Below are 26383 nucleotides of genomic sequence, written 5' to 3' on the forward strand. Positions count from 1 at the left end.
TAAATATCGTTTTTAAATGTGTCATTGACACAATAAACGATAGATATAGTGTGAGGTTTTCTTTTTTGATTACGAGTCAATAATTTGTAGACATATGTAATAATTTGTTAAAGTGTTGAAAAAAGGAAAGTGCGTTAAAGGTGAATATGAAATGAGTGTAACAAACATAGATTATTTATGGTTTATATTTATCAATTACAAAGTCCAGCAATATCAATTAATCGATCATATCATGATTTTGTTTGCGGAATATGTTCAATATGCTTTTGTCTTATTGATTTTTATCTTTTGGCTCCTAAGAGCAATTTCCGCGTAATCGCTGTTCAGGCTATGTTTGCATTTACTTTGGCCTATTCAATAACAAACTTATTGAATTATTCATTTATAAGGAACGCCCTTTCATCTCGCATAAAATTATTCAACTCGTAGAGCATTCTGCTAATTCCTCTTTTCCGAGTGACCATGCTACGTCTGCAACAAGAGTTGCTTTTTCAAGAATATGGGTGGGGGTACACTACCCCTTTGATGTACTTGCAGGGATTTTAAATGGAGTCATAATCGCATTTATTACACATTATTTTTTATTCAAACTGAAACCTATTACTTTAGTACTTGTAAGGTAACTGGTATTTAAATGAGAAAAATTAGAAAAGGGTGTCCCTAAAGGACCTGGCCTCGTACTATATATAGTATCTAGTAGTAAAATACTAACTATAATCTGTATATAGTTGTTACGGGGTCTGATCCTTTCGTTTTGGGACAGCTCCTAAATGTGTTTATTGCACAAAATTAAACATATTATTGTTAACCTATACTTTTGGCAAACTCTTATTCATTAAATAAACGTAAATGGATCCGTATGGATGTCCGAGGCGATGAATTCAACAGCTAGCCCTTTGGCACGACAGCTCTCAGCCATGACATTTGCTACTCCTTTTTTCATAACTTTTTCTACGTTATGACCGGGATCAATAATGTTTAATCCCATCGCTTTTGCATCGTGCGCAATATGATAATACATATCACCCGTTACATACACATCAGCACCTTTAAATATCGCAGAGGTGAAATATTTATTCCCATCTCCACCTAAAACGGCTACTTTTTTCACCAAATCTTGACGGTCCCCGACCATGCGGACCATATCAACCTCGAGTGTTTTCTTCACATGGCTGGCGAATTGCTCAAGTGTCATTTCTTCTTTCAATGTACCAACTCTTCCAAGACCCAATACTTCACCTGTGTTTTCTAGCTCATAGAGATCAAAAGCAGGCTCTTCATAAGGATGTGCTTTGATCAGAGCCGAGAGAAGTTTTCGCTCTATTGTCTCAGGATAAATCGTTTCAATTCGTGCTTCGGCAACACTTTCAATGATTCCTTTAGAACCTATCGTCGGATTACTTCCCTCTTGCGGTAAAAATCTACCCGTTCCTTCCATCGAAAACGAACAATCACTATAGTTGCCAATCGCTCCTGCTCCAGCTTTTCCAATAGCTTCCCTCACTGAATCCGCAGCCTCAACTGGAACGTACACAACAAGTTTCTTTAACTTCACTTCATGTGTAGGAACGAGCACTTCAGTTTGTTGCAACTCTAACGCATCAGCTAATAAATCATTTACTCCACCTTTTGCCACATCTAAATTTGTATGAGCAGCATAGACCGTAATATCATGCTTAATTAACTTTTCAATCACTTGACCACTTGTTTCCGTCATATCGATTTTTTTCAATGGACGGAAAATGAATGGATGATGTGCAATGATGAGCTCAGCTCCAGCGTCGATAGCCTCATCAACCACTTCCGGAACTACATCAAGGGCAACCAATACTTTTGTCACAGGTCTTTTCAAACTGCCGATTTGGAGACCAATTGGATCGTTTTCCATAGCTGCATATCGCTTAGGTGAAAACTGTTCAAATAATTCAATGATTTGGTAACCATTTGCTGTTTTCATATCCCTAATACCACCTCCACTTGTTGAATTTGATTTATTAATTCCTGACGCTTACTACTTGTTGCAGCATTCTGACTCTTTTCATCCATCTCTTGGATGATTCTTTGCCAATGTTCCTTTTCAAGCTGCCACTTTTTCAAAAATACTTCATGACGCTGCGCCATTAAAAATGGTCCAAAAAGCAGAGCGGATTCAGCATCATTTGCATATGGCTTGGTAGGTATTCCTCGTTCAGCAATTAGAATTTCGTAAATTTTCCCATCTTCTTCAAGAATTTCTTCATTTACTAATTCCCAATCATTTTCAAGTAACCACTTACGAACAATATTCGAACCGACATTCGGCTGTAGAACAAGCCTCTTTACAGCACCAAGCTTATCTTTCCCATTTTCAAGAATGGAGGAAATTAATAGACCACCCATCCCGGCAATCGTGATGCATGTCGCCTCATTAGGCAGCAATACATCAAGACCATTTCCTAACCGTACATCTATTTGGTCTTCTAATTCCGTCAGTTTCACTTGTTTTTTCGCCGACTGAAAGGGGCCTTCTACTACTTCTCCCGCAATCGCTTTTACGCTGATCCCTTTCTGAACTGCATAACAAGGCAAATACGCATGATCTGATCCAATATCAGCCAACACGCTTCCTTGTTGTATATATGTAGCAACTCGCTCTAATCTCATCGATAGTTTTTCATGGTTCATTTTATCATCTCTCTTTTCAATTTACGTCCAAGCTAGATTGGCATCGTACATAAATTATAACAAAAATCGATAAGAACTGCGATGATTAGAAAAACCGGCTCGATCCTGGACTTAATGAGAATAAATTTTTAGCATTCTTTAAGTCAAAGTAAGTAAATCAATTATCATATTCCTTTATTCATTATTATTTTTGACTTTTTTTACATAAAGCGAATATAATTGTTTTTATCAAACAAAGTTTCCTAGAGGAAACTTTAACAGGTAATCGAAAAAAATGGAGGTTGCAAACATCATGGCTAATTCGAAGGGACTGACAAAATCCGCTTCTCATTTATTAAGAGGAGATACTAAAGGAATGAAACGATTGCTGCCTTTTTTAGGACCGGCTTTCATTGCTGCTGTCGCATATATTGACCCTGGTAATTACGCTACAAATATAGCAGCCGGTTCGAAATATGGATACACATTGCTATGGGTCATTTTTGCTTCTAATTTAATGGCTGCACTAATCCAAACGATGTCAGCTAAATTAGGAATAGCGACAGGAAAAAATCTTGCTGAGGTATCCCGTGAGCGATTTTCAAAAAAGACCTCGATCTTATTATGGATACAAGCAGAGATTGTTATTATGGCTACAGACTTAGCTGAATTTATCGGCGCTGCTCTCGGCCTATATTTACTATTTGATCTTCCACTTATAATGTCTGCAATTATTGCTGCTATAGGTTCATTTGCTATTTTAGAAATTCAAAGAAGAGGCGTACGTACATTAGAGGCAGTTATTACAGGAATGATATTGGTTGTTGTGATTGCTTTTGGTATTCAAGTGTTCTTTGCACAACCTGATAGTACCGCTATTCTATCTGGACTTTTTACGCCTAAATTTGAAAATGTAGACAGTATATTAATTTCTGCTGGAATGCTTGGGGCAACCGTTATGCCACATGCTATTTATTTACATTCTGCTTTAACACAAAATAGAATTGTCGGGAAAAACGATGTAGAACGGAAGAAAATTTTTCGTTTTGAGTTAGTTGATGTCATGATAGCAATGCTCATTGCTGGTGCAATTAATGCTAGTATGTTAATCGTAGCTGCTGCTCTTTTTCATAAAAATGGTTTATATGTCGAGGATTTAGATGTGGCATTTAACCAATTTAGCGTATTACTCGGTCCTTCTATCGCGGTATTTTTCGGTATTGGATTATTATCGGCAGGACTTTCAAGTTCTTCTGTTGGTACAATGACAGGTGATGTCGTTATGCAAGGTTTTATCAAAAGGAGAATTCCAATTTACTTAAGACGAATTATTACGATGATTCCGCCGTTAGCCATTATTATGATGGGGGTTAACCCATCTAAAGCTCTAGTAATGAGCCAAGTGGTTCTTTCGTTTGGAATCGCATTTGCTTTAGTACCGTTAATTATGTTTACGAGCAATAAAAAAATTATGGGGAATCTTACAAACTATAGATTGACGACGATAATTGCTTGGATTGTGGCAATATTAATTATTTGTCTAAATTTATTCTTGCTTTACTCTACTGTGATTGGATAATTATTATAGCAATGACCTTATCTAAATTGAAACCGTCCATGCCACGTCAAAAGAGCAGTTTCCAAAATTATTTGGGATCTGCTCTTTTTAATTTGACGCATAATTACATTTTTAGTTTCAGAGTAAATCCCTAAAAAAACAGCAGCATTCTATCAAGAAATGCTGCTACGCGCTTACATTATTTTAAACCATGAATAAATTCTGCCATTGCATCAATACTACCCTCTGGAATTAATCCACCTGGCATTGGGCCTTTACCATTTTTAATGATGTCTTTGACTTCATCCACTGATAAATGTTCGCCTACCCCAGCTAATTTTGGACCCACTCCACCTTCATAGTTTCCTCCGTGGCAACCGATGCAACTTTTGGTTTTATACAGTTCCTCTGGTGAAGCAGCAACTTGCTCCCCTGTCTTTTCGCCGCCGCCTTCTTTTTCCTTAGCAATGTTTTTTGCATCACCAAGCCCCTTGAAAGAAAGCATGAACATCAAGCCAATTCCAAGAACCATAATAAGAATAAATGGAATAACTGGATTGCGTTTCATACAATTACCTCCCTATGTATTACTATTCTGTCCATATTAAATAAATATACAAGCATCTTTAGTTTACTAGAAAAAAGAAATAAGGAAAAGACCTAATCAAGAATAACTTATATAATTTCTTATTTTAGTCAAAATTATCCTGCCTTTCGTTAAATATTTGTAAACTTTTAGAAAAAAAAGCTTTGTTGAATATATTTTCTTTTTAAAAAATACTGTATAATTTAGCTATGAAGTAAATAATGGTTGTTAATCCCAAAAATCCCGAAACTAGGAAATAAATCAAATTTAGCTTTTTACCTAAAACAAGCCAAATTAAACAATTTACAATTAATAGGATATATAGAACGATTACTTGTTCAGAAGCTATGAAGTCGGCTGTTCGAATTGTTGCTAACAATAAAACAATTGCAGAACCAATGAGCGGAAAATGATAATAAAATTTCTTCTTATAAAAAAATATAGTACAGCTAATGAGAGCAAAAAGTAAAAAATAGGTCAGACCCATTTGCAAACCAACCGCCAATTGAGTAAAATAATTCAAAAATAGAGTTAAAAGTAAAAGGAGTCCGACGATACTATACAGATAATTTGTTGTTTTCGTTAGGTTGGTACAAGACTTCACTTCTTCACCACCGCTGTAAAGAGCTAATAAATAATCACAGTATTGATCTGGAAGCAGTCTATTCTTTTTCCAGTAAATAATTTCTTGTATAATAACTTTCTTTCGCATCTCGTTCATGGATCCACATCCTAAAACAATCGTTTATTTGCTATATCGTCAAAATGAATTCATTCTTTAGCGCCTTTATATACTAGAAGACAAAAAATAGGGCCAGACCCTCTATCTATTATATATCGTTTAGATGATACATTAAACGGTATAAATAGTGTTAGGTCAGACCCTAGGTTTTAAAAAATCTACTTGAAGGGATATCTTATTCTAAGAAATCTTTCAAACGTTTGCTTCGACTTGGGTGTCGTAGTTTACGTAGCGCCTTAGCTTCAATTTGACGAATACGTTCTCGCGTAACGCCAAATACTTTACCAACTTCTTCAAGTGTGCGTGTACGGCCATCATCAAGACCAAAACGAAGTCGTAATACATTTTCTTCACGGTCTGTGAGTGTATCAAGAACATCCTCAAGTTGTTCTTTCAATAACTCATAGGCAGCATGCTCAGAAGGAGATGTAGCATCTTGATCTTCAATGAAGTCGCCTAAATGTGAGTCGTCTTCCTCACCAATTGGCGTTTCTAGTGATACTGGTTCTTGCGCTATTTTTAAGATTTCACGAACTTTCTCAGGAGTCAAATCCATATCTTCAGCAATTTCTTCAGGAGAAGGTTCGCGACCAAGATCTTGAAGCAATTGTCTTTGAACTCGAATTAACTTATTGATCGTCTCGACCATATGCACAGGAATCCGAATCGTACGAGCTTGGTCAGCAATGGCACGAGTAATCGCTTGACGGATCCACCAAGTTGCATATGTACTAAATTTGAATCCTTTACGGTAATCAAATTTCTCAACGGCTTTTATCAGACCCATGTTTCCTTCTTGAATAAGGTCTAGGAACAGCATTCCTCGGCCTACATAGCGTTTAGCAATACTTACAACAAGTCGGAGGTTAGCTTCAGCTAAACGACGTTTCGCTTCTTCATCGCCTTCCTCGATACGCTCGGCAAGGGAAACTTCTTCTTCCGCAGATAACAAATCCACTCGGCCGATTTCTTTCAAATACATCCGGACCGGGTCGTTTATTTTCACTCCAGGAGGTACACTTAGATCATTTAAATCAAACTCTTCTTCTTTTTCCAATTCTTGAACATTTGGATCGTCCTCGTCTTCTTCCTCACCATCAGTAAGTATTTCGACGCCATGCTCACCTAAAAATTCGTAGAACTCATCCATATGATCTGAATCTAGTTCAAAGCTTCCGAGTCGTGCTGCAATCTTCTCAAGGGATAAAGACCCTTTCTTCTTACCTAACTCAAGCAGTTGTTCTTTCACCTGATCAAGATTCAAGTCATTATTGTCAACCTCTTTGGAACGTGCTGATTTTTCAGCCATTTGTTCCCCTCCTTCCAAGACTTACACCCGTAACCAACTATAATAATTTTCGTAATTGAATAATTTCCATACCAATCTCTGCCGCTTTAAGATAGTCACTACGGCGTTCTGCTTCTTTTCGCTCTGCTTCTTTTTCTTTTATCATTAACATCTTTTCATATTTCAACACTTGATTTAGATAATCTGTCAGTTCTTTATCGGTAACTTCCTCATTCACTGGCATCATTTCTATTTCAGAAACAATTCTTCTCAAGTTTTGATCAGGCAAGTATGTTAAGAAAAAACTCGCATCTGGCTCGTGCCCATCTTCATAAAATGCATATAAATACGTAATGATCGCTTGATGTTCATCCACATGAAAAACGGTTGTTCCGAGCAGTGCTTGAATTTTTGCTGTGACTTCCCTGCTTTTTAACATATGGGCAATCATCATTCGTTCAGCGTTATAATGAGCGGGTCTAAGCTTTCGCTCATATTGTAAAGAATTCATTTTAGGAGGAGCAGGCGAAGTGATATTCCCTTTCTTTTTCTCCGAGAAAAAAACTTGCCTTTGCTGCTGCTCTAACGCATCTAGTGATAAGGAGAATTCAGAAGATAGTTGACGCAAATAATGATCTCTTTCAACCGGATTTGCAAGCCGTGAAATCTCCTGTAATATATCTTCAATATATTGAATGCGATCTCCTTCATAATTTAAGTTTTTTCCTTTACGGAGGAAAAGCATTTTAAAAGCCATATGTGTCAAACTGGCCCCTATTACTTCAGAATTAAAGCTTTTTTCGCCATATTTCTTTATGTAGTCATCGGGGTCGAGTTGATCTGGCATGACCGCTACCTTCACTTGAAATCCACTTTGAAGAAGCATATTTAGTGACCTGTTTGCCGCGTTCATTCCAGCTGCGTCTGAATCATAGCATATCAAAACATGGTCCGTATTCCGCTTAAGCATTTGAATATGCTGTTCAGTCAAGGAAGTTCCCATTGTTGCTACCGATTGTTCAACACCTGCACGGACAGCAGAGATACAATCAGCAAAACCTTCAAATATGACAACTTGTTCTTTCTTCCGAATATGTGGCCTTGCAGCATGAAAATTATACAAAACCTGGCTTTTATTAAATACCGGTGTTTCGGGACTATTTAAATATTTCGGCTCATCAGACCCGAGGGCTCTCCCTGAAAATGCAACCGTATTACTTTGATGATCCATGATCGGAAACATGATTCGATTCCGAAAACGATCAAAGTAGGTGCCATCTCTTTCTCTTAAAATGGTTAAACCTGCTTTTTCTAAAAGCTCCGGCTCATATCCCCTTTTCGTAAGGAATTTATAAACAAAGTCCCACGAATCCAAAGAATAGCCTATTTGGAATTTATCAATGGTTTCTTCCGTAAATCCCCGTTGAAGTAAATATTCTAATGCGTCTTGCCCTTCTTTTGTATTAACAAGGAGATGATGATAGAATTTTTTCAAAAGATCATGTGCTTCAATAATCTGTTTAGATTCAACAGGCATTTGAGGACGGGATGATTCTTGGTTTATTTCGACATCTAACGGGATATTTCCTTTTTCAGCAACCTTTTTGGCGGCTTCGATAAAGCTATAGCCTTCGATATCCATTAAAAAGGTAAATACATTGCCGCCTGCCCCACAGCCAAAGCAATGAAAGATTTGCTTATCTTGTGATACTGAAAAGGAAGGGGTGCTTTCACCATGAAACGGACAAAGGCCGAAATAATTTCGCCCTTGTTTTTTTAGCTGGACGTATTCGCCAATTAAATCGACGATATCCACAGCTTCTCGGATTTGATTTAATTTTTCATCTTCTATTCGGGCATTCGCCATATTTTCACCTTACAATTCGGTGATTGTTCTTAATTCGACATGGATCCGTTAATTCCTGCAAGGTTCGACAAAATCCCCATAAGTTTTTCAACGTATGCTTTTCTGTCTTCCTTTGTAAACGATTTAGGTCCTTTTGTATGCTTACCTTGCCTGCGAAGCTTGGCAGATTGATAACGCATATCAAGAAGTGACATAATTTTATCTTCTGTATATTCCTTCCCACGAGGAGATAATACATAAACTCGTTTAGCGAGCAGAGTTCCGGCTAATCCAATATCAGCAGTAATCACAATATCACCTTTTTTTACGGAATTTGCAATTTGAAGATCTGCTGCTTCTTTGTCTGCATCTACATAGATCCATTCGCCTTCAGGATCATTCATCATATTTTTATATGAAGCGACAAAAACAACTGATACATCGAAAGTTTTAGCACAATGCAATGTTTCAGTTTTTACGGGACATGCGTCAGCATCTACATAAATGATTGGTTTTTCTTTCACCATAGTATTAATTCTACATCTTTCTGCATAATCCTTTTTTTCTCCTTCGATTCTTTGCTGAAAAAGCACATCTGTCGAATTTTATCATGATGAAATCCTTGACATTCTAATATTTATAGTTTATTCCGTATTAATTAACTCTAAACCTAAAAATTCGTTTTTCTCACAATTTTTTATTATAGTACAATTGTTAAAAAGATGCTACCATTTCACCTTAAAATGCTTGGAATCACACAATTGAAATCTTTTTCGAATGGTTAAAATCCGATGTAGGAATAATCGGTGTCAAAATCCTCTTTGTATTCATTACTTTTTTGCAAAAAAAAATTCGCAAACCATAAAAAGGAGCCGCCATTTGACATAGCGGCAAACATATATTTCACTTATTTGCGATTATTTATTATATTAATGATCGTGTTAGCTGTTTCTTCCACCGCTTTATCTGTCACATCAATGATTGGACATTTCAATTTAGAAACGATGCTATCAAAATTCTTAAGCTCTTCTTTAATCCGTTCTATATTGGCATAAATTGCATGATCACCTAACCCTAACGATTTTAAACGTTCTTTACGAATGGTGTTCAGCTTTTCAGGACTGATTTTTAGACCGAAACATCGTTCTGGTGGAACGAGATACAATTCTTCCGGTGGATCAACTTCCGGAACAATTGGCACATTTGCAACTTTAAATCGCTTAAGCGCTAAATATTGTGATAATGGTGTTTTCGATGTTCTTGAGACACCAACAAGGACAATATCGGCTCGAAGAATGCCACGTGGATCACGTCCATCATCATATTTTACCGCAAATTCAATCGCTTCTACTTTTTTGAAGTAGTTGTCATCAAGTCTGCGTACAATCCCCGGCTCATTGAGGGGCGATGTTTCTGCTCTTTGCTGAAGCATGTCCATAAGTGGTCCAATGATATCATATGCTAATACGCTTTCCATTTCAGCCTGTTCTTTCATATATGCCCGAATATCTGGTTTTATGAGTGTATACGCAATAATTGCTTGATTTAATTTAGCAAGGGCAATCACTTCATCCACACCTTGTTCATCTTCAATATACGGAATTCGCTTTATTGAGAAATGATTAGCGGAAAACTGACTGGCTGCTGCTTTGGTGACAAGCTCTGCCGTTTCACCAATTGAATCGGAAACTACAAAAATTATCGAACCTTTCATTTCTAATTATTCCCCCTAAAGTCTCTAATAGCTTTCTTCAGCTAACGAAACGAATGCCTTAGCTATATTCGTTTTCGAGATTCTCCCTACCACTTCTACTCCACTTTCCACTTCTTTTACGACTGGGAGCGCATCAATCTGCTTTTCAATCAATTTCTTAGCAACATCGAACATTAAATCTTCCTTTGTACACATCGTTATGTTCGGCATTCTTGTCATAATAATATTGACAGGTATCGTTGATAATTCTTGCTTTCCGATGCTCGCCCTTAACAAATCTTTACGCGAAAGAACGCCGACAAGTAAAGCATGCTTATCGACAACGAATACCGTACCAACATCTTCAAGAAACATGGTTACAATCGCGTCATAGACCGATATGCTTTCATCAATAACGACTGGAATCGATTGATATTCTTTCACATAAATATTATTTAAACTATCCGTTAGGAGCTGTGTGCTAGATTTACCTGTATAAAAATAACCGACCCTTGGCCTTGCATCGAGAAATCCAGCCATTGTTAATATGGCTAAATCTGGCCTTAATGTAGCTCGCGTCAAATTGAGCCTTTCTGCAATATGTTCCCCAGTAATCGGCCCATTTTCTTTTACAATTTCAACAATCAATTCTTGACGTTTATTTAATTCGATTTTAATCACCACCCTACTGTTTAGCAGAGAAACGTATTAGGCTATACTATTAGTCTTTATTATAACCTATTTAGATGAAAAGAGCACAGAAAACACTATGTAATAAGGGTTAAACATCAAGTCAAGTTTACCAAGCTAGATCAGTTCCGTTTCTTTTCCAGTAAAGTGATACTTCAATCAGTAAGGGTTTAATACGGAATATAAAGATCCAAAATGCCCTTATATCCAAATTAAACCTGTTCCAAAAACAAAGGGTCAGACCCCGCAACAACTACATACTGATTTAGCGTGCGAGGTAAGACCCTTATAAGACATCCTCATTTTTTCGTTTTTATAAGGATAACATTTTATTCATGCTCGCAAAACTTTCTGCTAGCTCACTAATTCCCTTCATGAGCGACAAGCGATTTTCGCGAATAGAATCTTGCTCTGCCATGACCATTGTATGTTCAAAGTATTGATCAATTTCCGGCTGAAGAGACACGAGTAATTGAAAGCGAGTTTCCTCATCAACTGTTTCACCGTATTTAGTAGCAACCGTTTGGTATTTTTCAAATAATGCTGCTTCTTCATTGTTTTCAAATAGCGATGGATCGATCGTTTGTTTCTGTTCACATTTACTTGCGATATTCATTACCCGGCTTATCGCTTCGATATTCTTTTTAAATTCCAAACTGTCTTTTTCTTTTTCTAGCACAAAAGCACGGTTTATTAGAGCTGATACGTTGCCAATCTCGTTTGTCAAAAGTGCATCAATCAAATCATAACGAATGCCTTTTTCAGTTAATAAATGCTTCACACGTGCTTTAAAGAATTGCAACAGATCCGCTAAAATTTCAGCGCTGTCTCGTTTAACAAGTCCGTTTGCTTCCATTTCATCTAAAGCGTATGTGAGTATTTTCTCTAGTGACACCGACCACTTTTTCTCTAATAAAATTTGAACAACACCGCTAGCTTGCCTGCGTAATGCATATGGATCTTGGGAGCCCGTTGGAATGACGCCAATCGCAAAGAACGAAACGATTGTATCAATCTTTTCAGCGACACTTAATACTGCTCCAATTGACGATGGAGGAACGCTGTCCTCTGCATGTCTAGGCATATAATGCTCATTAATTGCAGCCGCTACTTCTTTTGGTTCTCCTTTTAATAATGCATATTTCTCGCCCATATAGCCTTGTAATTCAGGAAATTCGTAAACCATGTTACTCACTAAATCAAATTTGGCAATTTCCGCTGCACGTAAGGCAAGTTCTTTCTGATCGAAAAGTTCTACCTGATCGACAAGTATTCCTGTGAGCTTCTGAACACGAGCAGTTTTTTCAGCCAATGTGCCAATTTCTTCATGGTATACTATTGATTTCAATTTTTCTAAAGCAGTTGCAATCTCTTTTTTCTTATCTTCGCGATAGAAGAAATCTGCATCAGATAAACGTGCACGCAAGACTTTTTCATTCCCCTTTGAAACATTGTCAAGATGGTCTGCGTTTCCATTACGAACGGTCACGAAATGGGGCAGCAATTTGCCGTCTTTACTTTTAACAGGGAAATAGCGTTGATGTTCTTTCATCGAAGTAATCAACACTTCTTGTGGAAGCTCCAAGAATTCTTCTTCAAAATTCCCGAATAAAGCAGTAGGATACTCCACTAAGTTATTAACCTCTTCAAGTAGGTCTGCGTCAACAGGGATTTGCCAACCGTTCCCTTCTTCAAGCTTTTGAATTTGATCGAGAATCAACTGCTTCCGTTTTTTCGGTTCAGCAATGACAAATTGTTGTTCTAGTACTTTTTCATATTGATCAGGTGTGATGACTTCTACAGTTTCTCCAAGAAAACGATGTCCTTTTGTCACGCGGCCTGTTTCTACTCCCGCAATATCAAATGGGATTACTTCACCACCGAACAGTGCTACCAGCCATTTAATCGGACGAACAAAGCGAAGTTCTTGATCTGCCCAACGCATATTTTTAGGAAATGAAAGACTGGTGATGATCTCCTTCAATTCTGTTAATAATTGAAGAGTCGGTTGTCCTTTAATAAACTTATTAACATGAACATACTCCACACCATTAATCTCTTTAAAATAAATATCATCGACCGTCATTCCTTGACCTTTTGTAAATCCAATTGCTGCCTTTGACCAATTTCCTTCTGCATCTTGGGCAATTTTCTTAGCAGGACCTTTTGCTTCTTCCTCAATATCGGCTTGAGCCGTTGCCACATCTTGGATGTAAAAGGCTAAACGACGAGGTGTTGAGAATATAGAGACCTCTCCAAAAGGAATCGCTTTTTTTGTTAACCATTTTTGCACTTTATCAGACAATTGTTCCATCGACGCTGTAACAAATCTTGCAGGCATTTCTTCTAATCCAATTTCCACTAATAAATCTTGCTTACTCATGGCTTAGTTCTCTCCTTTCTGCTTTAAAATTGGGAAACCTAATTTTTCACGTTCATCATAGAAGGTTTTCGCGACTTTACGAGCTAAATTTCGACAGCGTGCAATATAACCCGTTCTTTCTGTAACAGAAATAGCTCCTTTGGCATCGAGCAAATTAAACACATGAGAACATTTCAATACATAATCATAAGCCGGGTGTACAAGTCCTGCTTCCATTTGCGCGTGTGCTTCTTTTTCATACATCGTAAATAATTGGAAAAGCATTTCAAGATTAGACGTTTCAAATGTATATTTGGAATGTTCATATTCCGGCTGACCGTATATATCACGAACGGTAAAGCCGTTTGTCCATTCAAGATCAAAGACATTTTCTTTTTCTTGAATATAAGATGCCAATCGTTCAATTCCATATGTGATTTCGACAGAAACCGGTTTGCATTCTAATCCACCGACTTGCTGGAAATAAGTAAATTGAGTGATTTCCATGCCATCCAACCAAACTTCCCAGCCTAATCCGGCACAGCCGAGTGATGGATTTTCCCAGTTATCTTCTACAAATCGAATATCATGCTGAAGTGGATCAATTCCAAGTGCTTTTAGGGAATCTAAATACAACTCTTGAATATTATCTGGTGATGGTTTCATGATCACTTGAAATTGGTGATGCTGATAAAGACGGTTAGGATTCTCACCATAGCGTCCATCTGCAGGACGTCTTGATGGCTCCACGTAAGCCACATTCCACGGCTCAGGCCCGATTGCCCGCAGGAATGTGTATGGGCTCATCGTCCCCGCCCCTTTCTCGACATCGTATGCTTGCATTAAAATACAGCCTTGCTCTGACCAATGCTTTTGCAGCGTTAAAATCATATTTTGGATATTCATACTGCTCCTCCATTTACATATTATTTTTTAACAAAACTCTTATGGTGTTAAATCTAAAAACCGTTTACTTTGAAGGTTCCATCCTGTAGCACGCTAACTCGCCTAATCAAAAAGGTGGCGGTGCGGAGCTGGATTTTGGACTACTTTCTTAATAAAGGAAGTGTATCTACATTAGTAGACTGGCTGTTTCAGAAGTCGCGAAGCCTAAGTCCACATGTCCTTCATACATAAATACAAAAAACTCCCGTCTCTATGCCTATAGCATAGGGACGAGAGTTTACCCGCGGTTCCACCCTAATTGCCGTGTACATACACGACCTCTTTTATCTGCAAATGCAGCTAATATGCTCAGAAACGCCTTCCTTGAAAGTCCATAGCCTGGCTCACACCGTCCCAGGTTCGCTTTTTTTAGGTTGTTCAAAAGTCTGATAAAAAGCTTGTGAATTTCTCAGCTCTCTTTATCCTCCTATTTGAACTCACACTTATATGGAGAAAATCAAGTACTCCTTTTCTTCAACGCATTAAATTCGATTATGTTTTGAATTTTAACGAAGAGTTGCTCGGTTGTCAATATTTCTAAAATAGTTCTTTCATCGAATCCATCTGTTTTAAAAACTTCTTCGACTTTAAATGCAATCCAGAATATTCATCATAATATGCATCTATGATCGTCTGCAATTCTTTCTTCGTCTCTTGCTTAACAGATATATTCCCAAGTCGTGATAAATCGAAAAAATAAAATAAGCGCAGCAATTTAACAGTTGCAGCCGAAATTTTCATATGAAACGGATCTTTTCCGACACAGCGGTGACAAAGAAATCCCCCTTCTCGTATCGAAAAAGAGAATTCACCTTCACTATTGCCGCAACTGGCACATTGATTGAGTGTAGGACTAAGTCCATTCACTTGCAACATCTTCATTTCGAAAATGAATTTGAGAATTTCAGCATCATAGCCTTCATTTATGTAGTGTAGCGATTGATAGAGCAGTTCAAATAGAAACGGATTAGCCTTACGATCATCCACGCTTCGATCCAATAATTCTACCATATAAGATGCATAAGCTGTTGCGAAGATATCCTCTCTTATTTGCCGCATCGAATCGATTGTCTCACCTTGCTGAAGGCTCCCAAGACCACTCGAAGGAGTAAACACAAAATACCCATAATAAAAAAGCTGGGTGGCGGCAGCGAGTCTGTTATTAGGCTTTTTGGCTCCTCTTGCCATTACGCCTATCTTACCGAATTCCCGAGTGTATAGGGTAATAATTTTATTATTCTCGCCATAATCTGTCCGCCGTATAACAATGCCTTCACATTTTTGTATCAAGCAATGCTCACCACCTTTCATACAAACCTGTATGGCATTATACGCCACCATTTACCATGAAGGATCAATCTATACCTAATCACATCAGTGACGGTGCGGAGCCTTTAAAATAAGTATACCCTCTAGGTAGGTTGGCTATATTAATAAATCTCGAAGCCCTGACAAAGAGCGTTGGCATACCGCAATTTATCCGTAATGCTTTTTACATTACCAAAAAAGCGCAAAGAACGCCTGACTCCCACGAGCCATGGCGCCTTTAGCTATTGAACATGTATATTTAGAATGCAAGACAAACATCAGGTAACAGGAAAATCAATTTCAGCTATCTCTTCGTCATCCTCGGCTCGACTGCGTTTTTCCACCTCTAATTCTTTAAAAAGAAGATAGGTATCAATATTACCGGTTTGACTAAACATTCCCCAGGTAAATTCTAACATCGTAAAGCCCACCTTTCGTGAGTAGCATGATTCTTTTTTTCTGACCTATTTATATCTTGACCCTTTAATCCATTTTCATAAGACGTAAATATTGTTAATTAATATTCATCTTCGTTAAATCCATAATCACGTAGTTGGGACATTTTATTGCGCCAATCTTTTTGAACTTTCACCCATAGTTCTAAGAACACTTTGGAACCTAACAGATTTTCAATATCAACACGCGCACGACTGCCTACTTCTTTCAGCATTTTCCCTTGCTTGCCAATGACGATCCCTTTTTGTGAGTCTCGTTCAACAACAATCGTTGCCATAACATTTATCGTTTCACTATTATCCATCTTTTTGATCGAATCAATTACAACGGCAACAGAATGCGGAATTTCTTCTCGTGTTAAGTGAAGTACTTTTTCACGAATTAATTCAGAAATGATAAAGCGCTCAGGATGATCCGTCACTTGATCTGCTGGATAAAATTGCGGACCTTCTGGCAAATGTTTCTTAATCTGTTCGAGTAATGTTTCGACGTTATTTCCTTCTAAGGCAGAAATCGGCACAACGCCTGTGAATGGGTATAGCGCTTGATATTTTTCAATCAGTGGCAACAGCTCATCCGGATGCAGTTGATCGATTTTATTTACAACTAGAAATACCGGCGTTTTAACATTTTTTAATTTCTCAATAATAAATTCATCGCCGCGGCCATATCCTTCAACAGCATTAATCATGAAAAGGATTAAGTCCACTTCCTTCAGCGTGTTCGTTGCAACCTTCATCATAAAGTCGCCTAACTTATGCTTCGGTTTATGAATACCAGGTGTATCGATGAAAATCATTTGTGAATCATTTTGCGTTAAAACACCTTGAACTTTATTTCTAGTCGTTTGCGGCTTATCGCTCATAATGGCAATCTTTTGTCCGATTACTCGGTTTAGGAACGTACTCTTCCCTACATTTGGTCTGCCGATGATTGAAATAAAGCCTGATTTATACCCTTTTTCTTGCGTATCTTCAAATAATTTATCCATTCAAATCCTCCGGTGTAAATGCTCCTGGCAGCAATTCTTCTACTGTTAGTTCTTGTATATCCCCATTTAGGTTCGTTAAAACCACTTTCATATCTTTTGGACATAATTCAGCAATCACTTGTCTGCATGCCCCACATGGTGGCACAGGTCTTTTAGTGTCTGCCACAACTGCAATCGCAGCGAACTTCGTATCTCCTTCTGAAACGGCTTTAAAAATAGCTGTACGTTCGGCACAGTTGGTCATGGAGTAAGCAGCATTTTCAATATTACAACCATGATACACTTTACCATCCGTAGTCAGCAATGCCGCACCTACATTAAATTTGGAATACGGTGTGTACGCTTTTTCCCTTGCTAATTTCGCTTCAGTGATTAGTTGAGAAGTTTTCATTTATAGTCTTCCTTTCAAACATGGAGTCATTTATTCAATACATAAAAGTAGCTCGATTTTTAAGCGACTATTTTCGGCAAAAAGATGATGATTCCTATAATGACAGAGAATATAGCATATATCAAAACGGCCCCTGCTGCAAAATCTTTTGCTTCTTTTGCCAATGGATGAATTTGATCTGTAGCCAAATCGATGGCCCTTTCAATGCTTGAATTCACCATTTCTAACGTAATCGTGCCGGAAATCGCGAGCAAGATGAACAGCCATTCGATTCCAGACAAAGAAAAGTAAAAGCCAAAACAGATGACAATAAGAGCAGTAACTACATGAATCTTCATATTACGTTCTGATTTAATCGCTTGAATAATACCGGAAAAAGCGTAACCAAAACTCTTATTCAATGGTGACTTTGGCTTAGTCTCTTTTAAGCCCATATGCTTCTAGAATGTCCGTTTGACGCGAGAACATTTCCTTTTCGTCTTCTTCGTTCATATGGTCATAGCCTAACAAATGCAAAAAACCATGCAACGCAAGAAACCCAAGCTCCCTATCGAAAGAATGACCATACTCCAAAGCTTGTTCTTTTGTTTTTTCAATCGAGATGATGATATCGCCTAGTACTCTTGGTAGATTGTCACCGACGATTTCCACCTCATCTTCCCCCATCTCTTCAAGCGCAAAGGAAATCACATCTGTAGCGTAATCTTTATTACGATATTCAGAATTGATTTCACGAATCCTTTCGTTACTTACAAATGTAACAGATAATTCGCTACCTACTTCAATTCCTTCTTTGCTTGCAGCAAATTGAATCACTTTCCCAACAAGTTCAACTGCCGCTTCGCTCACTTCATTTGTCTCATCCAAAAAATCGATGTCAATTGTCATACATTCACCTTCTGTTCAGTTTTATTCATTTCGGGATATTCTATTCTTGAGTGAAAGATACCGTGTAAAGACTCACAAAGAGCCTCTCTCACTACATTTAATTCGCGCATTGTAATATTACATTCATCAAATTGATTGTCATTCAAACGATCGGTAATGATCGCACGAACGAGCGCTTCTATTTTCTCCTGAGTCGGATGATTCATCGATCTGACTGCAGCTTCTACGCTATCGGCAATGCCGATGATGGCAACCTCTTTAGATTGTGATTTTGGACCTGGATATCGATAGGTTTCCTCAAGTGTTGACTCGTCTTCTTTTAGGGCCTTGTGATAAAAAAATTTCAGCAATGTCGTGCCATGATGTTGTTCTGCTATATCAATAATTTCCTGGGGAAACTTATGCTTCCTAAGCATCGCTGCTCCATCGACAGCATGGGCAATGATGATATTCTTACTCGTCTCAGGCGGCAACCTATCGTGCGGATTCTCACTATTCATTTGATTTTCGATGAAAAAATGCGGCCGTTTCGTTTTCCCAATATCATGATAATAACATCCTACTCTTGCAAGCAACCCATTTGCCCCAATCGCTTCACAAGCCGACTCTGCCAAATTCGCAACCATCACACTATGATGATATGTACCTGGTGCTTCCGTCAATATTTTCCGTATTAGAGGATGATTTGGATTAGCAAGTTCAAGTAATTTAATAGACGATAATATGCCAAAACCAGCTTCAAAAAATGGCAGTAAACCAATTGTTAATACAGCTGATCCTAAAGCAGATACGATGGCAGCTAGCGAATAAATCATAAACTCCATCTTCGTATAGTTGCCATTTGTAATAGACGTAATCGCAAACACGAGCATAATATTAATGACCGACGAAACGAGCCCAGCCTGTAAAATTTTCATTTGGAAGTTTTTTCGAGACATGATAACGATTGCGGCAATGCCACTAAATAATATGTATAACCCAACTGTATAATTCAGATTACCAGGAGTATCTGCATTAAATATAATCGAGCCAAACGCGCCAAGCATAATCATAATCGCTGCGGCAAATCGCTCATTTAGCAAGATTTTCAATAGCATAGCTGCCAGGGCAGCCGGAAAGAAATAGCCGATTTCCCCGTACTTTAGATCACCAAGCAAACTGAATATTTTCATCGTTCCGATACTCAAAATAAACACAAGGGCAAAAATCAACATTTGATTGGTTTTGCTTATCTCAAGATTATTGGAATGATAAAAATAATAATAAAATCCCGCTAGAGAAATGAACACAAGAAGAAATAATCCAGCAAACGGATAAATCGTATTTTCATTATTAAGAAAACCTGCTAGTTCAAGTTGTCGATATACTTCCCGATCTACAAGTTGTCCTTCTTCAACAATGATTTGTCCTTGCAGAATTTTTACAGGTTCAACGGTTTCGACTGCCTTCCGTCGTTGATCCTCCGTTTTATCTCTATCAAAGAAATAGTTCTGGATAATTGCATTTCGTGCTAAAGAAACGGATGCAGACTTTAGCTCTGAACTAATACTAGCATATCTTAGCTCTTCTTCAGCCCTTTTCTTCGCGTTTTCAACATCATTTGCGGCAATTTTTGCACTCATGACATTGTTAACCGCGGTAATTGTCAAGTCCTTCGTAATATTCAACTCATCTTCGTCGGCATTGACAAGCGAACTCAGCACGCTGTCACCAATTTCACGACTCACATCTTCTGTTAGTTTTTCCTTAAGTAAGGCTAATTGGTCCTCTACGGTAACCGGATTCGGTTTTCCAGTTTCACTTTTTCCGATCGGTTCTTCTGCTTCTTTTTTTACTTCTAAAGCAGAATCGAAAATAGATGAAATTAAATCTACTTTATTTTGGGCATATTCCTTTTTTAACGTATATACATCTGATACTTGCTTTGTTGCTTCATCTTTTTCTTGTTCAGTTTTATATGTATCTTCAACGGTTTTTGTGGCTCGGATCGTTTGTTCAGATGGCTGAAACAATTGGATATTAATCTTTTCAGGTTTTACATTTGAAAACATAATAAAGCAGCAATACACACCGATTAGTACAAACAACAAAACCCGGACAAATCTATTGCCTAATAGTTCTCTTAATTTACGCACATAGTCTTGAACTCGTTTCAAAAATCGCCCCTCCTATTTTGTTTTTCATCCTAATTATATACACCTAAGAATTGGCAGTTGCTATTATGTAAAATCATAACAGTTTTCATTCTTCATTTCATCCACTTCTCATTGATTACGTCAGAAAATTGATCTTTTTTCCTTTTACCAGTATCGGTTATTGACAAAGAGTTAAACTCCTTTTAAAAATTTAACGCGAATAAATGTACGAGAGTCTTGAGCGATCTTAAGCTAGGTCTTTAGATGATCTGAGACACAAAGAAGAGTCAGACCTCGTATCACCTATACATAGTAAATCGTATAGATTGTACAAGTTCTAACCCTCATGTAATCCTTATTTATCCCGCTAACGGGCAGTAACCCCCACTGATTAAAGTTTCTACTTTACTCTTCAACCGTATCATAGGCGGAGATAATTTTCGCAACTAGTGGATGACGGACTACGTCACTCTGTTCAAGATAGATGAAAGAAAGACCCTTCACATCCTTCAATATCCCTACTACTGAAATTAAGCCGGACTTCACTCCTTTTGGGAGATCAATCTGTGACCTGTCCCCCGTTATGACCATTTTTGACCCAAAGCCAAGTCTAGTTAAGAACATTTTCATTTGTGCCTGAGTCGTGTTTTGAGCCTCATCAAGAATGACAAATGCATCATCTAGAGTTCTCCCCCTCATATAGGCAAGTGGGGCAATCTCGATTGTACCGCGTTCCATCATTCTTTGCGTCTGTTCCACGCCAAGCATATCATGGAGAGCGTCATACAATGGCCTTAAGTATGGGTCAACCTTTTCCTTCAAGTCGCCGGGAAGAAAACCTAAGCTTTCGCCAGCTTCAACTGCAGGACGAGTTAAAACAATTCGCTTTACCTTCCCGTTTTTCAATGCATTGATGGCCATCACAACAGCTAAGTATGTTTTACCGGTACCCGCAGGACCAATCCCGAAAACAAGATCATGTTTCTTAATCGAATGGATGTAATGACGCTGTCCAAGCGTTTTAACACGGATGGATTTTCCTTTCGCATTTTTGCCAACTTCTTCTTCATATAAATCGGCGAAGTATTCAAGTGTTCCTTTTTTGGCAAGCTCGAGTGCATAGATTACATCTCGTCCACTTATATGAATGCCTTTTCGAATAATAACAAGTAGAGATCGTAAAACGTCTTCACAAAGCACAGCACGGTCAAGTTCGCCTGCAATCGTAATACCTTCACCACGTGTAATCACGGAAACTTGCAGTTCTTCTTCAAGTATCTTAATATGTACATCCCCATTACCAAACAGCGCTTGCGCTTCATGGGGAGATTCAAGCCTTACGTTAATCGCTTTTATATCTTCTGACATTCGTTAGTCTCCTTGAATAATTGGTTTCCCAATCGCAATGTTTTCGATAACTTGATAATGTATTGATAGTTTTACTTTACCATTGTCTATGCCTAGGTGCAAAACTTTTTCGCCAATGATTTCTCCATCTTCTGGGAGTTCTTTTTCTAAGCTTACTTTTGCCATTTTTTTCGCTTCTTTCATAGCTTCACTCTTTGTATATTCCCGAATCAAATCTTCTTTACTTCTTAACGTTTCCGTTTTATAGGATATTGGTAATTTCCATTGTAAAAAAAGGAAAGGCCTTGATGTTGTTTCGGTTTCGTATGCTGGATAATCCGGGTTCTTAAATCCCCAAATAGGGATAGAAAGATCGCCGATAGAAATATAGTGTTTTGTTGATTCATCGCCATTAAAAACAGAAAAATTCGTTTTTAGAGGAACTTCGACTGTTGCCTTATACCAAGTTTCCCCGAAAACTTCTCCAATTGCGGGTACCAATTGTGGCTGATCCTCTTTGCCAATTAGACCTGATACGAGTAACTGCCCTTTTGTAACATAATCATTAATACTAACAATAGGCTTCCCTTTTTCAACGAGCATTTTCTTAATAACGGCTTTTTTCTTCGCAACCAAATGCTGTGGCGAATATGTTTTCACTTCTTCCGGTGTCTCTTTCTCAACGACCCGGAAGTGATAGGTTGTACCTTTTAAATCTACACCTACCCACGTTAACACGTCTATTTTATCTCCTAACCGGCGCTGAATCTCATCCACGTCAAGCAGTAAGAACTGCAGCTTTCCTTTTTTTATCCCCATCTTATCTAATTCTTTACGAATCGCATGCTCTGTATCTGGACTTGCTTCGTGCACTTCTATTCCCCAAACCATATTAGATAATACGAAAATCGTAATCAGAAAAGCCAAAAATCCGATGACGAAGCCGCTATTTTTGATCAGTCTTTTAAGAAAAAAGGGACCTCCGCTTCCTTTTATAAAAGTAACTTTACATTCATTTTTTCGAACGGCTTTCCGCAGATTCGAAATCTCCTTTACATCCATACAAAAGATAAGAATACCAGGAGCAGTTCTCCTGATATCCCATACCGAAACCCCTTGTCTAATCAGTTCATTTATTAACCGCTCCGTTCCTTTCCCACTCGCTTTAACCTCTACAAATCCTGTGTACAAGTTTGTCCATTGATTCTTCATGGTTCTCCTCCCAAGCTTACTCGTTAATATACGAAACCTGATCAATTTTACCTTCTAGCATAATTTCTTCGGGCAAAATCGTTTTGATCACAAATGAACGTCCTTTAACGAGTAGCTGCCCATTTTTTAAAAGAAGCCGGACTTCTGTATCTGTAAAGTTTAGTAAGCCTCTATGATTTTCAATATAAATATGTAATTGACCAATCATCGTAATTCTTGGCAGGTCCATCATGACATCTTGCGGCAGATCCATTGTTTTAACAAGAAGTCTTCTAAATCGCTGCCCCCATTTTTGTGCCATAAAAAAGAACCCCCTTTCATCTCAATGTATGAAATGAATGGGGGTTCTAGCACCATTATTTTACACTCCTATATACTTACTTACGTCGTCCCAAACGACGTCTATTCTTAGCTCTTGGAGGACCAAGCACTTCAGCCATAATAATGCCATCAAGTACCTTCTGCTGACTAATGGTAAAGTTCGTTTGGTAAACTGGGCTGCTATCATCAGAAATCTCTTTCCTCACGGCTAAATCCTCTTTAAGTTGAATTTGTCGCTTTCGCTCAGCTTCCTGTTGTTTAAGCTCTTGCTCTTTTAGCCAGACTTCTGCATTTGGCTTTGTATCAGTTTCAATTTCAAGAGTATCAGGGCGCGATGGCTCCATCGCCTTCTTAGCTTCCTCATAAAATTGGCGAATCGTTTTCGACTGATCATGCTTAGGCAGATTTTGTTCACGCACCGGCTTCTGGTTAATAGGTGTAGTAGGTGTTCCCGTACTCTTAGGGTCACGCTGGGTTGCTTTCTTTTTACTAAACATACTAGAAATTATCCCAAAAATAATGGCGATAACCCAGATGTTCCCAAAGATCCAATCAAAGAGGGATTCCATAGTAAGCCTCCCTTCCCAATGTCTTACTTGTCATTATCCTTAGGTCCTTTAGACATTTTGCCAATGGAACCACGCATACCTGTATCTGCTTCAATATTTTGGATGTTCATGTAATCCATCACACCAAGATTGCCTGACTTCAATGCATCAGCCATTGCCAATGGAACTTCTGCCTCCGCTTCAACAACCTTCGCTCTCATTTCTTGTACGCGAGCAACCATTTCTTGTTCTTCTGCAACAGCCATCGCACGACGTTCTTCTGCTTTTGCTTGTGCGATTTTCTTATCTGCTTCCGCTTGGTCTGTTTGCAAAATCGCTCCAATGTTTTTCCCGATATCCACATCCATAATATCAATCGAGAGAATTTCAAATGCAGTACCAGCATCTAACCCTTTTGATAATACGGTACGGGAGATCAAATCAGGATTTTCAAGTACATCTGTATGGCTTTTGGAGCTACCAATCGTTGCGACAATCCCTTCACCGACACGAGCGATGATCGTTTCTTCACCAGCTCCCCCGACAAGACGTTCAATATTTGCACGCACTGTGATTCTTGCTTTCGCTTTTACTTCGATCCCGTTGATCGCTACACCTGAAATATAAGGAGTTTCAATCACCTTTGGATTAACGCTCATTTGTACTGCTTCTAATACATCACGGCCGGCTAGATCAATCGCCGCGCCTCTTTCAAAAGGAAGAGTAATGTTCGCTCGTTCTGCTGCAATTAACGCATTCACAACACGATCGACGTTCCCTCCTGCTAAGTAGTGACTTTCCAGTTGGTTCGTCTGTACGCTGAGGCCTGCTTTATGTGCTTTAATTAGTGGATTGACCACACGACTTGGAATAACTCGGCGTAACCTCATCCCAATTAATGTAAATATGCTGACTCTTACCCCAGCAGCTAATGCTGAAATCCAAAGTGTAACAGGGACAAATGTAAAAAATACTGACAGTACGATAATAATCGCTATCGCAGCCAAAATAATAAAAATAATATTTGCGTCCAAACTATTCATCCTTTCAAAAATAAAATGACAATCATTTAAATTTCACGAACGACAATTCGTGATCCTTCTGCTTTTACAACTTTAACTTTAGAGTTTTTAGAAATAAAGCTTCCTTCTGAAACAACATCTAAACGTTCACCGTTAATCTCAGCCGTTCCTGAAGGTCTCAAATCAACTAGAGTAATTCCTTCCATTCCAACCAATTCAATCCTGCTCACATTTGATATATAGCCTTGCTCAGAGCTCGTTGAGTCTTTCAACACAATTTTTCTAAAAAATTTCATCTCTTTTCCAAACACCTTTACAAGTAGGATAAACACAAGTATAGATACTGCCAATGCAACTAGTAGAGAAATCCCTAATTGGACCGGACTGTTAGATGCCAAGAACAGACTGACGATGACCACTGCCATACCAAGTGCACCAACGATCCCACCAGGGATAAACAATTCGAGGATACATAATAAAACTCCTGCGATAAATAAAACTAAAACTTCATAGCCTGCAAGCCCTGCTACGAAATGGCCGTAAAAATAGAGCAATAAGGCAATAAGTCCAGTTGTACCAGGGATACCAAAGCCTGGGGTAAATAACTCCATCACAATCCCAATGCCAGCAATCAATAACAGTACTGGAATAACAAATGGATTAGTCAGAAAGCGGGCAATTTTTTCGGCGATGCTCTCATCAATGGACTGTATGCTAGCATCTTCTACGCCAAGAAACTTATATAACTCACTTTTGGTACTCACTGTTCCTTCACTATAACCCGCTTTTTTTGCTTGCCCAGCTGTGAACGTTAAGAGTTTGCCTTTTCCTGCATCATATTCAGGTAGATTAATATCTACGTCAGCCATCGCTTGTGCATAGATAGGATCACGACCATTTTGTTCAGCTGCTGTTTTCATTGCAGCAACCCAAGCTGATTGAGCCTTGAGACTCGCTGCATTACCTGCTGCATCAATAACAGCTGCTGATCCCATTGTCGCATTAGGCGCCATATAGATTTTATCTGTATTGAGCGAGATATAAGCGCCTGCCGATAGTGCTCGGTTATTCACATAAGCCACTGTCGCAACGGGCGTATTTTGCATACGTTTCCCAATCCTGGTCGCCGAATTAACCGCTCCCCCTGGTGTATCTACTTCGAAAATTACGACTTTAGCTCCGTTTTCCTCAGCAGTTGTCAATGCCCGATCAATAAATGCATACAAACCATCCTCTACCGTATCTTTAATCGGAACGAGATAAACAATCCCATCCTCAGCTTTTACGTTAGTAGGCTGAATGATCAACAAACTTGTTACTACTAAGAATAATAATCCAATTAGTACGGAACGCCATATTCTCAAAGGAGATGCCTCCTTTCTTTAATTTTTTCTTCTCCTCTTTATTACGT

The 26383-nt window shown here is 38.4% G+C and carries 26 protein-coding genes and 1 pseudogene; 3 read left to right on the forward strand and 24 right to left on the reverse strand.

What is annotated here, in order from left to right:
* The first annotated feature begins 151 nt into the window (after window positions 1-151).
* Together V179_RS32455 and V179_RS32460 are read left to right on the forward strand one after the other, a co-directional pair.
* The gene (locus V179_RS32455; RefSeq protein WP_407637235.1) at window positions 152-316 is read left to right on the forward strand and encodes a hypothetical protein; all 165 of its coding nucleotides are present in this window, start codon (window positions 152-154) and stop codon (window positions 314-316) included.
* A 49-nt stretch (window positions 317-365) separates the two neighbouring features.
* Window positions 366-623 (forward strand): annotated as a pseudogene (locus tag V179_RS32460) (phosphatase PAP2 family protein); the annotation flags it as partial.
* Between the two features lie 212 nt (window positions 624-835).
* On the opposite strand, the gene V179_RS0112880 reads toward V179_RS32460, so the two are convergent.
* Window positions 836-1957, reverse strand: a complete 1122-nt coding sequence (locus V179_RS0112880; protein ID WP_028391828.1) for a Nif3-like dinuclear metal center hexameric protein — start codon at window positions 1955-1957, stop codon at window positions 836-838.
* A complete protein-coding gene (locus V179_RS0112885; protein ID WP_028391829.1) occupies window positions 1954-2664 on the reverse strand; it encodes a tRNA (adenine(22)-N(1))-methyltransferase in 711 nt (236 codons plus the stop codon). Before V179_RS0112885 ends, V179_RS0112880 begins: the two co-directional genes overlap by 4 nt.
* Window positions 2665-2956: 292 nt before the next feature.
* Between V179_RS0112885 and V179_RS0112890 the strand changes: the two genes are divergently transcribed.
* Window positions 2957-4222: an Nramp family divalent metal transporter gene (locus tag V179_RS0112890; protein ID WP_028391830.1), complete on the forward strand. Its 1266-nt coding sequence runs from the start codon at window positions 2957-2959 to the stop codon at window positions 4220-4222.
* Window positions 4223-4400: 178 nt separating this feature from the next.
* Here V179_RS0112890 and cccA read toward each other — a convergent pair whose 3' ends face one another.
* From cccA to V179_RS0113000, 22 genes are all read right to left on the reverse strand, one after another.
* Window positions 4401-4769, reverse strand: a complete 369-nt coding sequence (gene cccA, locus V179_RS0112895; RefSeq protein ID WP_028391831.1) for a cytochrome c550 — start codon at window positions 4767-4769, stop codon at window positions 4401-4403.
* Window positions 4770-4971: 202 nt separating this feature from the next.
* Window positions 4972-5508: a hypothetical protein gene (locus tag V179_RS0112900; protein ID WP_028391832.1), complete on the reverse strand. Its 537-nt coding sequence runs from the start codon at window positions 5506-5508 to the stop codon at window positions 4972-4974.
* Window positions 5509-5704: 196 nt separating this feature from the next.
* A complete protein-coding gene (rpoD, locus tag V179_RS0112905) occupies window positions 5705-6838 on the reverse strand; it encodes an RNA polymerase sigma factor RpoD (RefSeq protein ID WP_028391833.1) in 1134 nt (377 codons plus the stop codon).
* Between the two features lie 37 nt (window positions 6839-6875).
* Window positions 6876-8684: a DNA primase gene (gene dnaG, locus V179_RS0112910; protein ID WP_028391834.1), complete on the reverse strand. Its 1809-nt coding sequence runs from the start codon at window positions 8682-8684 to the stop codon at window positions 6876-6878.
* 29 nt (window positions 8685-8713) lie between these two features.
* On the reverse strand, window positions 8714-9190 hold the full coding sequence (locus tag V179_RS0112915; RefSeq protein ID WP_034301617.1) for a YaiI/YqxD family protein: 477 nt from the start codon (window positions 9188-9190) through the stop codon (window positions 8714-8716).
* Between the two features lie 380 nt (window positions 9191-9570).
* On the reverse strand, window positions 9571-10377 hold the full coding sequence (locus V179_RS0112920; protein ID WP_028391836.1) for a pyruvate, water dikinase regulatory protein: 807 nt from the start codon (window positions 10375-10377) through the stop codon (window positions 9571-9573).
* A gap of 24 nt (window positions 10378-10401) precedes the next feature.
* On the reverse strand, window positions 10402-11040 hold the full coding sequence (locus tag V179_RS0112925) for a helix-turn-helix transcriptional regulator (RefSeq protein WP_028391837.1): 639 nt from the start codon (window positions 11038-11040) through the stop codon (window positions 10402-10404).
* A gap of 319 nt (window positions 11041-11359) precedes the next feature.
* Window positions 11360-13429 carry a glycine--tRNA ligase subunit beta gene (gene glyS / locus V179_RS0112930; RefSeq protein WP_028391838.1) on the reverse strand — a complete coding sequence of 690 codons (2070 nt, stop codon included), beginning with the start codon at window positions 13427-13429 and terminating at the stop codon, window positions 11360-11362.
* A gap of 3 nt (window positions 13430-13432) precedes the next feature.
* On the reverse strand, window positions 13433-14314 hold the full coding sequence (gene glyQ, locus V179_RS0112935) for a glycine--tRNA ligase subunit alpha (RefSeq protein ID WP_028391839.1): 882 nt from the start codon (window positions 14312-14314) through the stop codon (window positions 13433-13435).
* A gap of 576 nt (window positions 14315-14890) precedes the next feature.
* On the reverse strand, window positions 14891-15643 hold the full coding sequence (gene recO / locus V179_RS0112940; protein ID WP_028391840.1) for a DNA repair protein RecO: 753 nt from the start codon (window positions 15641-15643) through the stop codon (window positions 14891-14893).
* A gap of 296 nt (window positions 15644-15939) precedes the next feature.
* On the reverse strand, window positions 15940-16080 hold the full coding sequence (locus V179_RS30070) for a YqzL family protein (protein ID WP_084552340.1): 141 nt from the start codon (window positions 16078-16080) through the stop codon (window positions 15940-15942).
* Window positions 16081-16178: 98 nt separating this feature from the next.
* Window positions 16179-17108 carry a GTPase Era gene (gene era, locus V179_RS0112950; RefSeq protein WP_028391841.1) on the reverse strand — a complete coding sequence of 310 codons (930 nt, stop codon included), beginning with the start codon at window positions 17106-17108 and terminating at the stop codon, window positions 16179-16181.
* Window positions 17101-17499, reverse strand: coding sequence for a cytidine deaminase (locus V179_RS0112955; protein WP_028391842.1), 399 nt, complete (start codon window positions 17497-17499; stop codon window positions 17101-17103). Before V179_RS0112955 ends, era begins: the two co-directional genes overlap by 8 nt.
* Before the next feature lie 59 nt (window positions 17500-17558).
* On the reverse strand, window positions 17559-17933 hold the full coding sequence (locus tag V179_RS0112960; protein WP_051404947.1) for a diacylglycerol kinase family protein: 375 nt from the start codon (window positions 17931-17933) through the stop codon (window positions 17559-17561).
* Window positions 17914-18387, reverse strand: coding sequence for an rRNA maturation RNase YbeY (ybeY, locus tag V179_RS0112965; RefSeq protein WP_028391844.1), 474 nt, complete (start codon window positions 18385-18387; stop codon window positions 17914-17916). Before ybeY ends, V179_RS0112960 begins: the two co-directional genes overlap by 20 nt.
* Window positions 18384-20543, reverse strand: coding sequence for an HD family phosphohydrolase (locus V179_RS0112970; RefSeq protein ID WP_028391845.1), 2160 nt, complete (start codon window positions 20541-20543; stop codon window positions 18384-18386). Before V179_RS0112970 ends, ybeY begins: the two co-directional genes overlap by 4 nt.
* A gap of 384 nt (window positions 20544-20927) precedes the next feature.
* On the reverse strand, window positions 20928-21890 hold the full coding sequence (locus V179_RS0112975; RefSeq protein WP_028391846.1) for a PhoH family protein: 963 nt from the start codon (window positions 21888-21890) through the stop codon (window positions 20928-20930).
* Between the two features lie 3 nt (window positions 21891-21893).
* A complete protein-coding gene (gene yqfD, locus V179_RS0112980; protein ID WP_028391847.1) occupies window positions 21894-23081 on the reverse strand; it encodes a sporulation protein YqfD in 1188 nt (395 codons plus the stop codon).
* A 16-nt stretch (window positions 23082-23097) separates the two neighbouring features.
* Window positions 23098-23382 carry a sporulation protein YqfC gene (gene yqfC / locus V179_RS0112985; protein WP_028391848.1) on the reverse strand — a complete coding sequence of 95 codons (285 nt, stop codon included), beginning with the start codon at window positions 23380-23382 and terminating at the stop codon, window positions 23098-23100.
* Between the two features lie 76 nt (window positions 23383-23458).
* Window positions 23459-23971 carry a hypothetical protein gene (locus V179_RS0112990; RefSeq protein ID WP_028391849.1) on the reverse strand — a complete coding sequence of 171 codons (513 nt, stop codon included), beginning with the start codon at window positions 23969-23971 and terminating at the stop codon, window positions 23459-23461.
* A gap of 23 nt (window positions 23972-23994) precedes the next feature.
* Window positions 23995-24993: a flotillin-like protein FloA gene (gene floA, locus V179_RS0112995; protein WP_084552342.1), complete on the reverse strand. Its 999-nt coding sequence runs from the start codon at window positions 24991-24993 to the stop codon at window positions 23995-23997.
* A 26-nt stretch (window positions 24994-25019) separates the two neighbouring features.
* Window positions 25020-26336, reverse strand: coding sequence for an NfeD family protein (locus V179_RS0113000; RefSeq protein WP_028391851.1), 1317 nt, complete (start codon window positions 26334-26336; stop codon window positions 25020-25022).
* Between the last annotated feature and the right edge of the window lie 47 nt (window positions 26337-26383).

The organism is Bacillus cihuensis (assembly GCF_000504145.1).
GTDB classification, from domain to species: domain Bacteria; phylum Bacillota; class Bacilli; order Bacillales; family DSM-1321; genus Peribacillus; species Peribacillus huizhouensis.

Excerpts from the sequence above, each read along its gene's own strand:
- glyS (WP_028391838.1), bottom strand. The coding sequence starts at position 13,429 with ATGAGTAAGCAAGATTTATTAGTGGAAATTGGATTAGAAGAAATGCCT.
- V179_RS0112990 (WP_028391849.1), bottom strand. The coding sequence starts at position 23,971 with ATGGAATCCCTCTTTGATTGGATCTTTGGGAACATCTGGGTTATCGCC.
- glyQ (WP_028391839.1), bottom strand. The coding sequence starts at position 14,314 with ATGAATATCCAAAATATGATTTTAACGCTGCAAAAGCATTGGTCAGAG.
- V179_RS0112915 (WP_034301617.1), bottom strand. The coding sequence starts at position 9,190 with ATGGTGAAAGAAAAACCAATCATTTATGTAGATGCTGACGCATGTCCC.
- yqfC (WP_028391848.1), bottom strand. The coding sequence starts at position 23,382 with ATGGCACAAAAATGGGGGCAGCGATTTAGAAGACTTCTTGTTAAAACA.
- V179_RS0112960 (WP_051404947.1), bottom strand. The coding sequence starts at position 17,933 with ATGGGCTTAAAAGAGACTAAGCCAAAGTCACCATTGAATAAGAGTTTT.
- V179_RS0112890 (WP_028391830.1), top strand. The coding sequence starts at position 2,957 with ATGGCTAATTCGAAGGGACTGACAAAATCCGCTTCTCATTTATTAAGA.
- V179_RS0112920 (WP_028391836.1), bottom strand. The coding sequence starts at position 10,377 with ATGAAAGGTTCGATAATTTTTGTAGTTTCCGATTCAATTGGTGAAACG.
- rpoD (WP_028391833.1), bottom strand. The coding sequence starts at position 6,838 with ATGGCTGAAAAATCAGCACGTTCCAAAGAGGTTGACAATAATGACTTG.
- V179_RS30070 (WP_084552340.1), bottom strand. The coding sequence starts at position 16,080 with ATGTTAGAATTTACCTGGGGAATGTTTAGTCAAACCGGTAATATTGAT.
- dnaG (WP_028391834.1), bottom strand. The coding sequence starts at position 8,684 with ATGGCGAATGCCCGAATAGAAGATGAAAAATTAAATCAAATCCGAGAA.
- ybeY (WP_028391844.1), bottom strand. The coding sequence starts at position 18,387 with ATGACAATTGACATCGATTTTTTGGATGAGACAAATGAAGTGAGCGAA.
- V179_RS0112885 (WP_028391829.1), bottom strand. The coding sequence starts at position 2,664 with ATGAACCATGAAAAACTATCGATGAGATTAGAGCGAGTTGCTACATAT.
- V179_RS0112880 (WP_028391828.1), bottom strand. The coding sequence starts at position 1,957 with ATGAAAACAGCAAATGGTTACCAAATCATTGAATTATTTGAACAGTTT.
- era (WP_028391841.1), bottom strand. The coding sequence starts at position 17,108 with ATGGATAAATTATTTGAAGATACGCAAGAAAAAGGGTATAAATCAGGC.
- floA (WP_084552342.1), bottom strand. The coding sequence starts at position 24,993 with ATGAATAGTTTGGACGCAAATATTATTTTTATTATTTTGGCTGCGATA.
- V179_RS32455 (WP_407637235.1), top strand. The coding sequence starts at position 152 with ATGAGTGTAACAAACATAGATTATTTATGGTTTATATTTATCAATTAC.
- V179_RS0112955 (WP_028391842.1), bottom strand. The coding sequence starts at position 17,499 with ATGAAAACTTCTCAACTAATCACTGAAGCGAAATTAGCAAGGGAAAAA.
- V179_RS0112900 (WP_028391832.1), bottom strand. The coding sequence starts at position 5,508 with ATGAACGAGATGCGAAAGAAAGTTATTATACAAGAAATTATTTACTGG.
- V179_RS0112975 (WP_028391846.1), bottom strand. The coding sequence starts at position 21,890 with ATGTCAGAAGATATAAAAGCGATTAACGTAAGGCTTGAATCTCCCCAT.
- yqfD (WP_028391847.1), bottom strand. The coding sequence starts at position 23,081 with ATGAAGAATCAATGGACAAACTTGTACACAGGATTTGTAGAGGTTAAA.
- cccA (WP_028391831.1), bottom strand. The coding sequence starts at position 4,769 with ATGAAACGCAATCCAGTTATTCCATTTATTCTTATTATGGTTCTTGGA.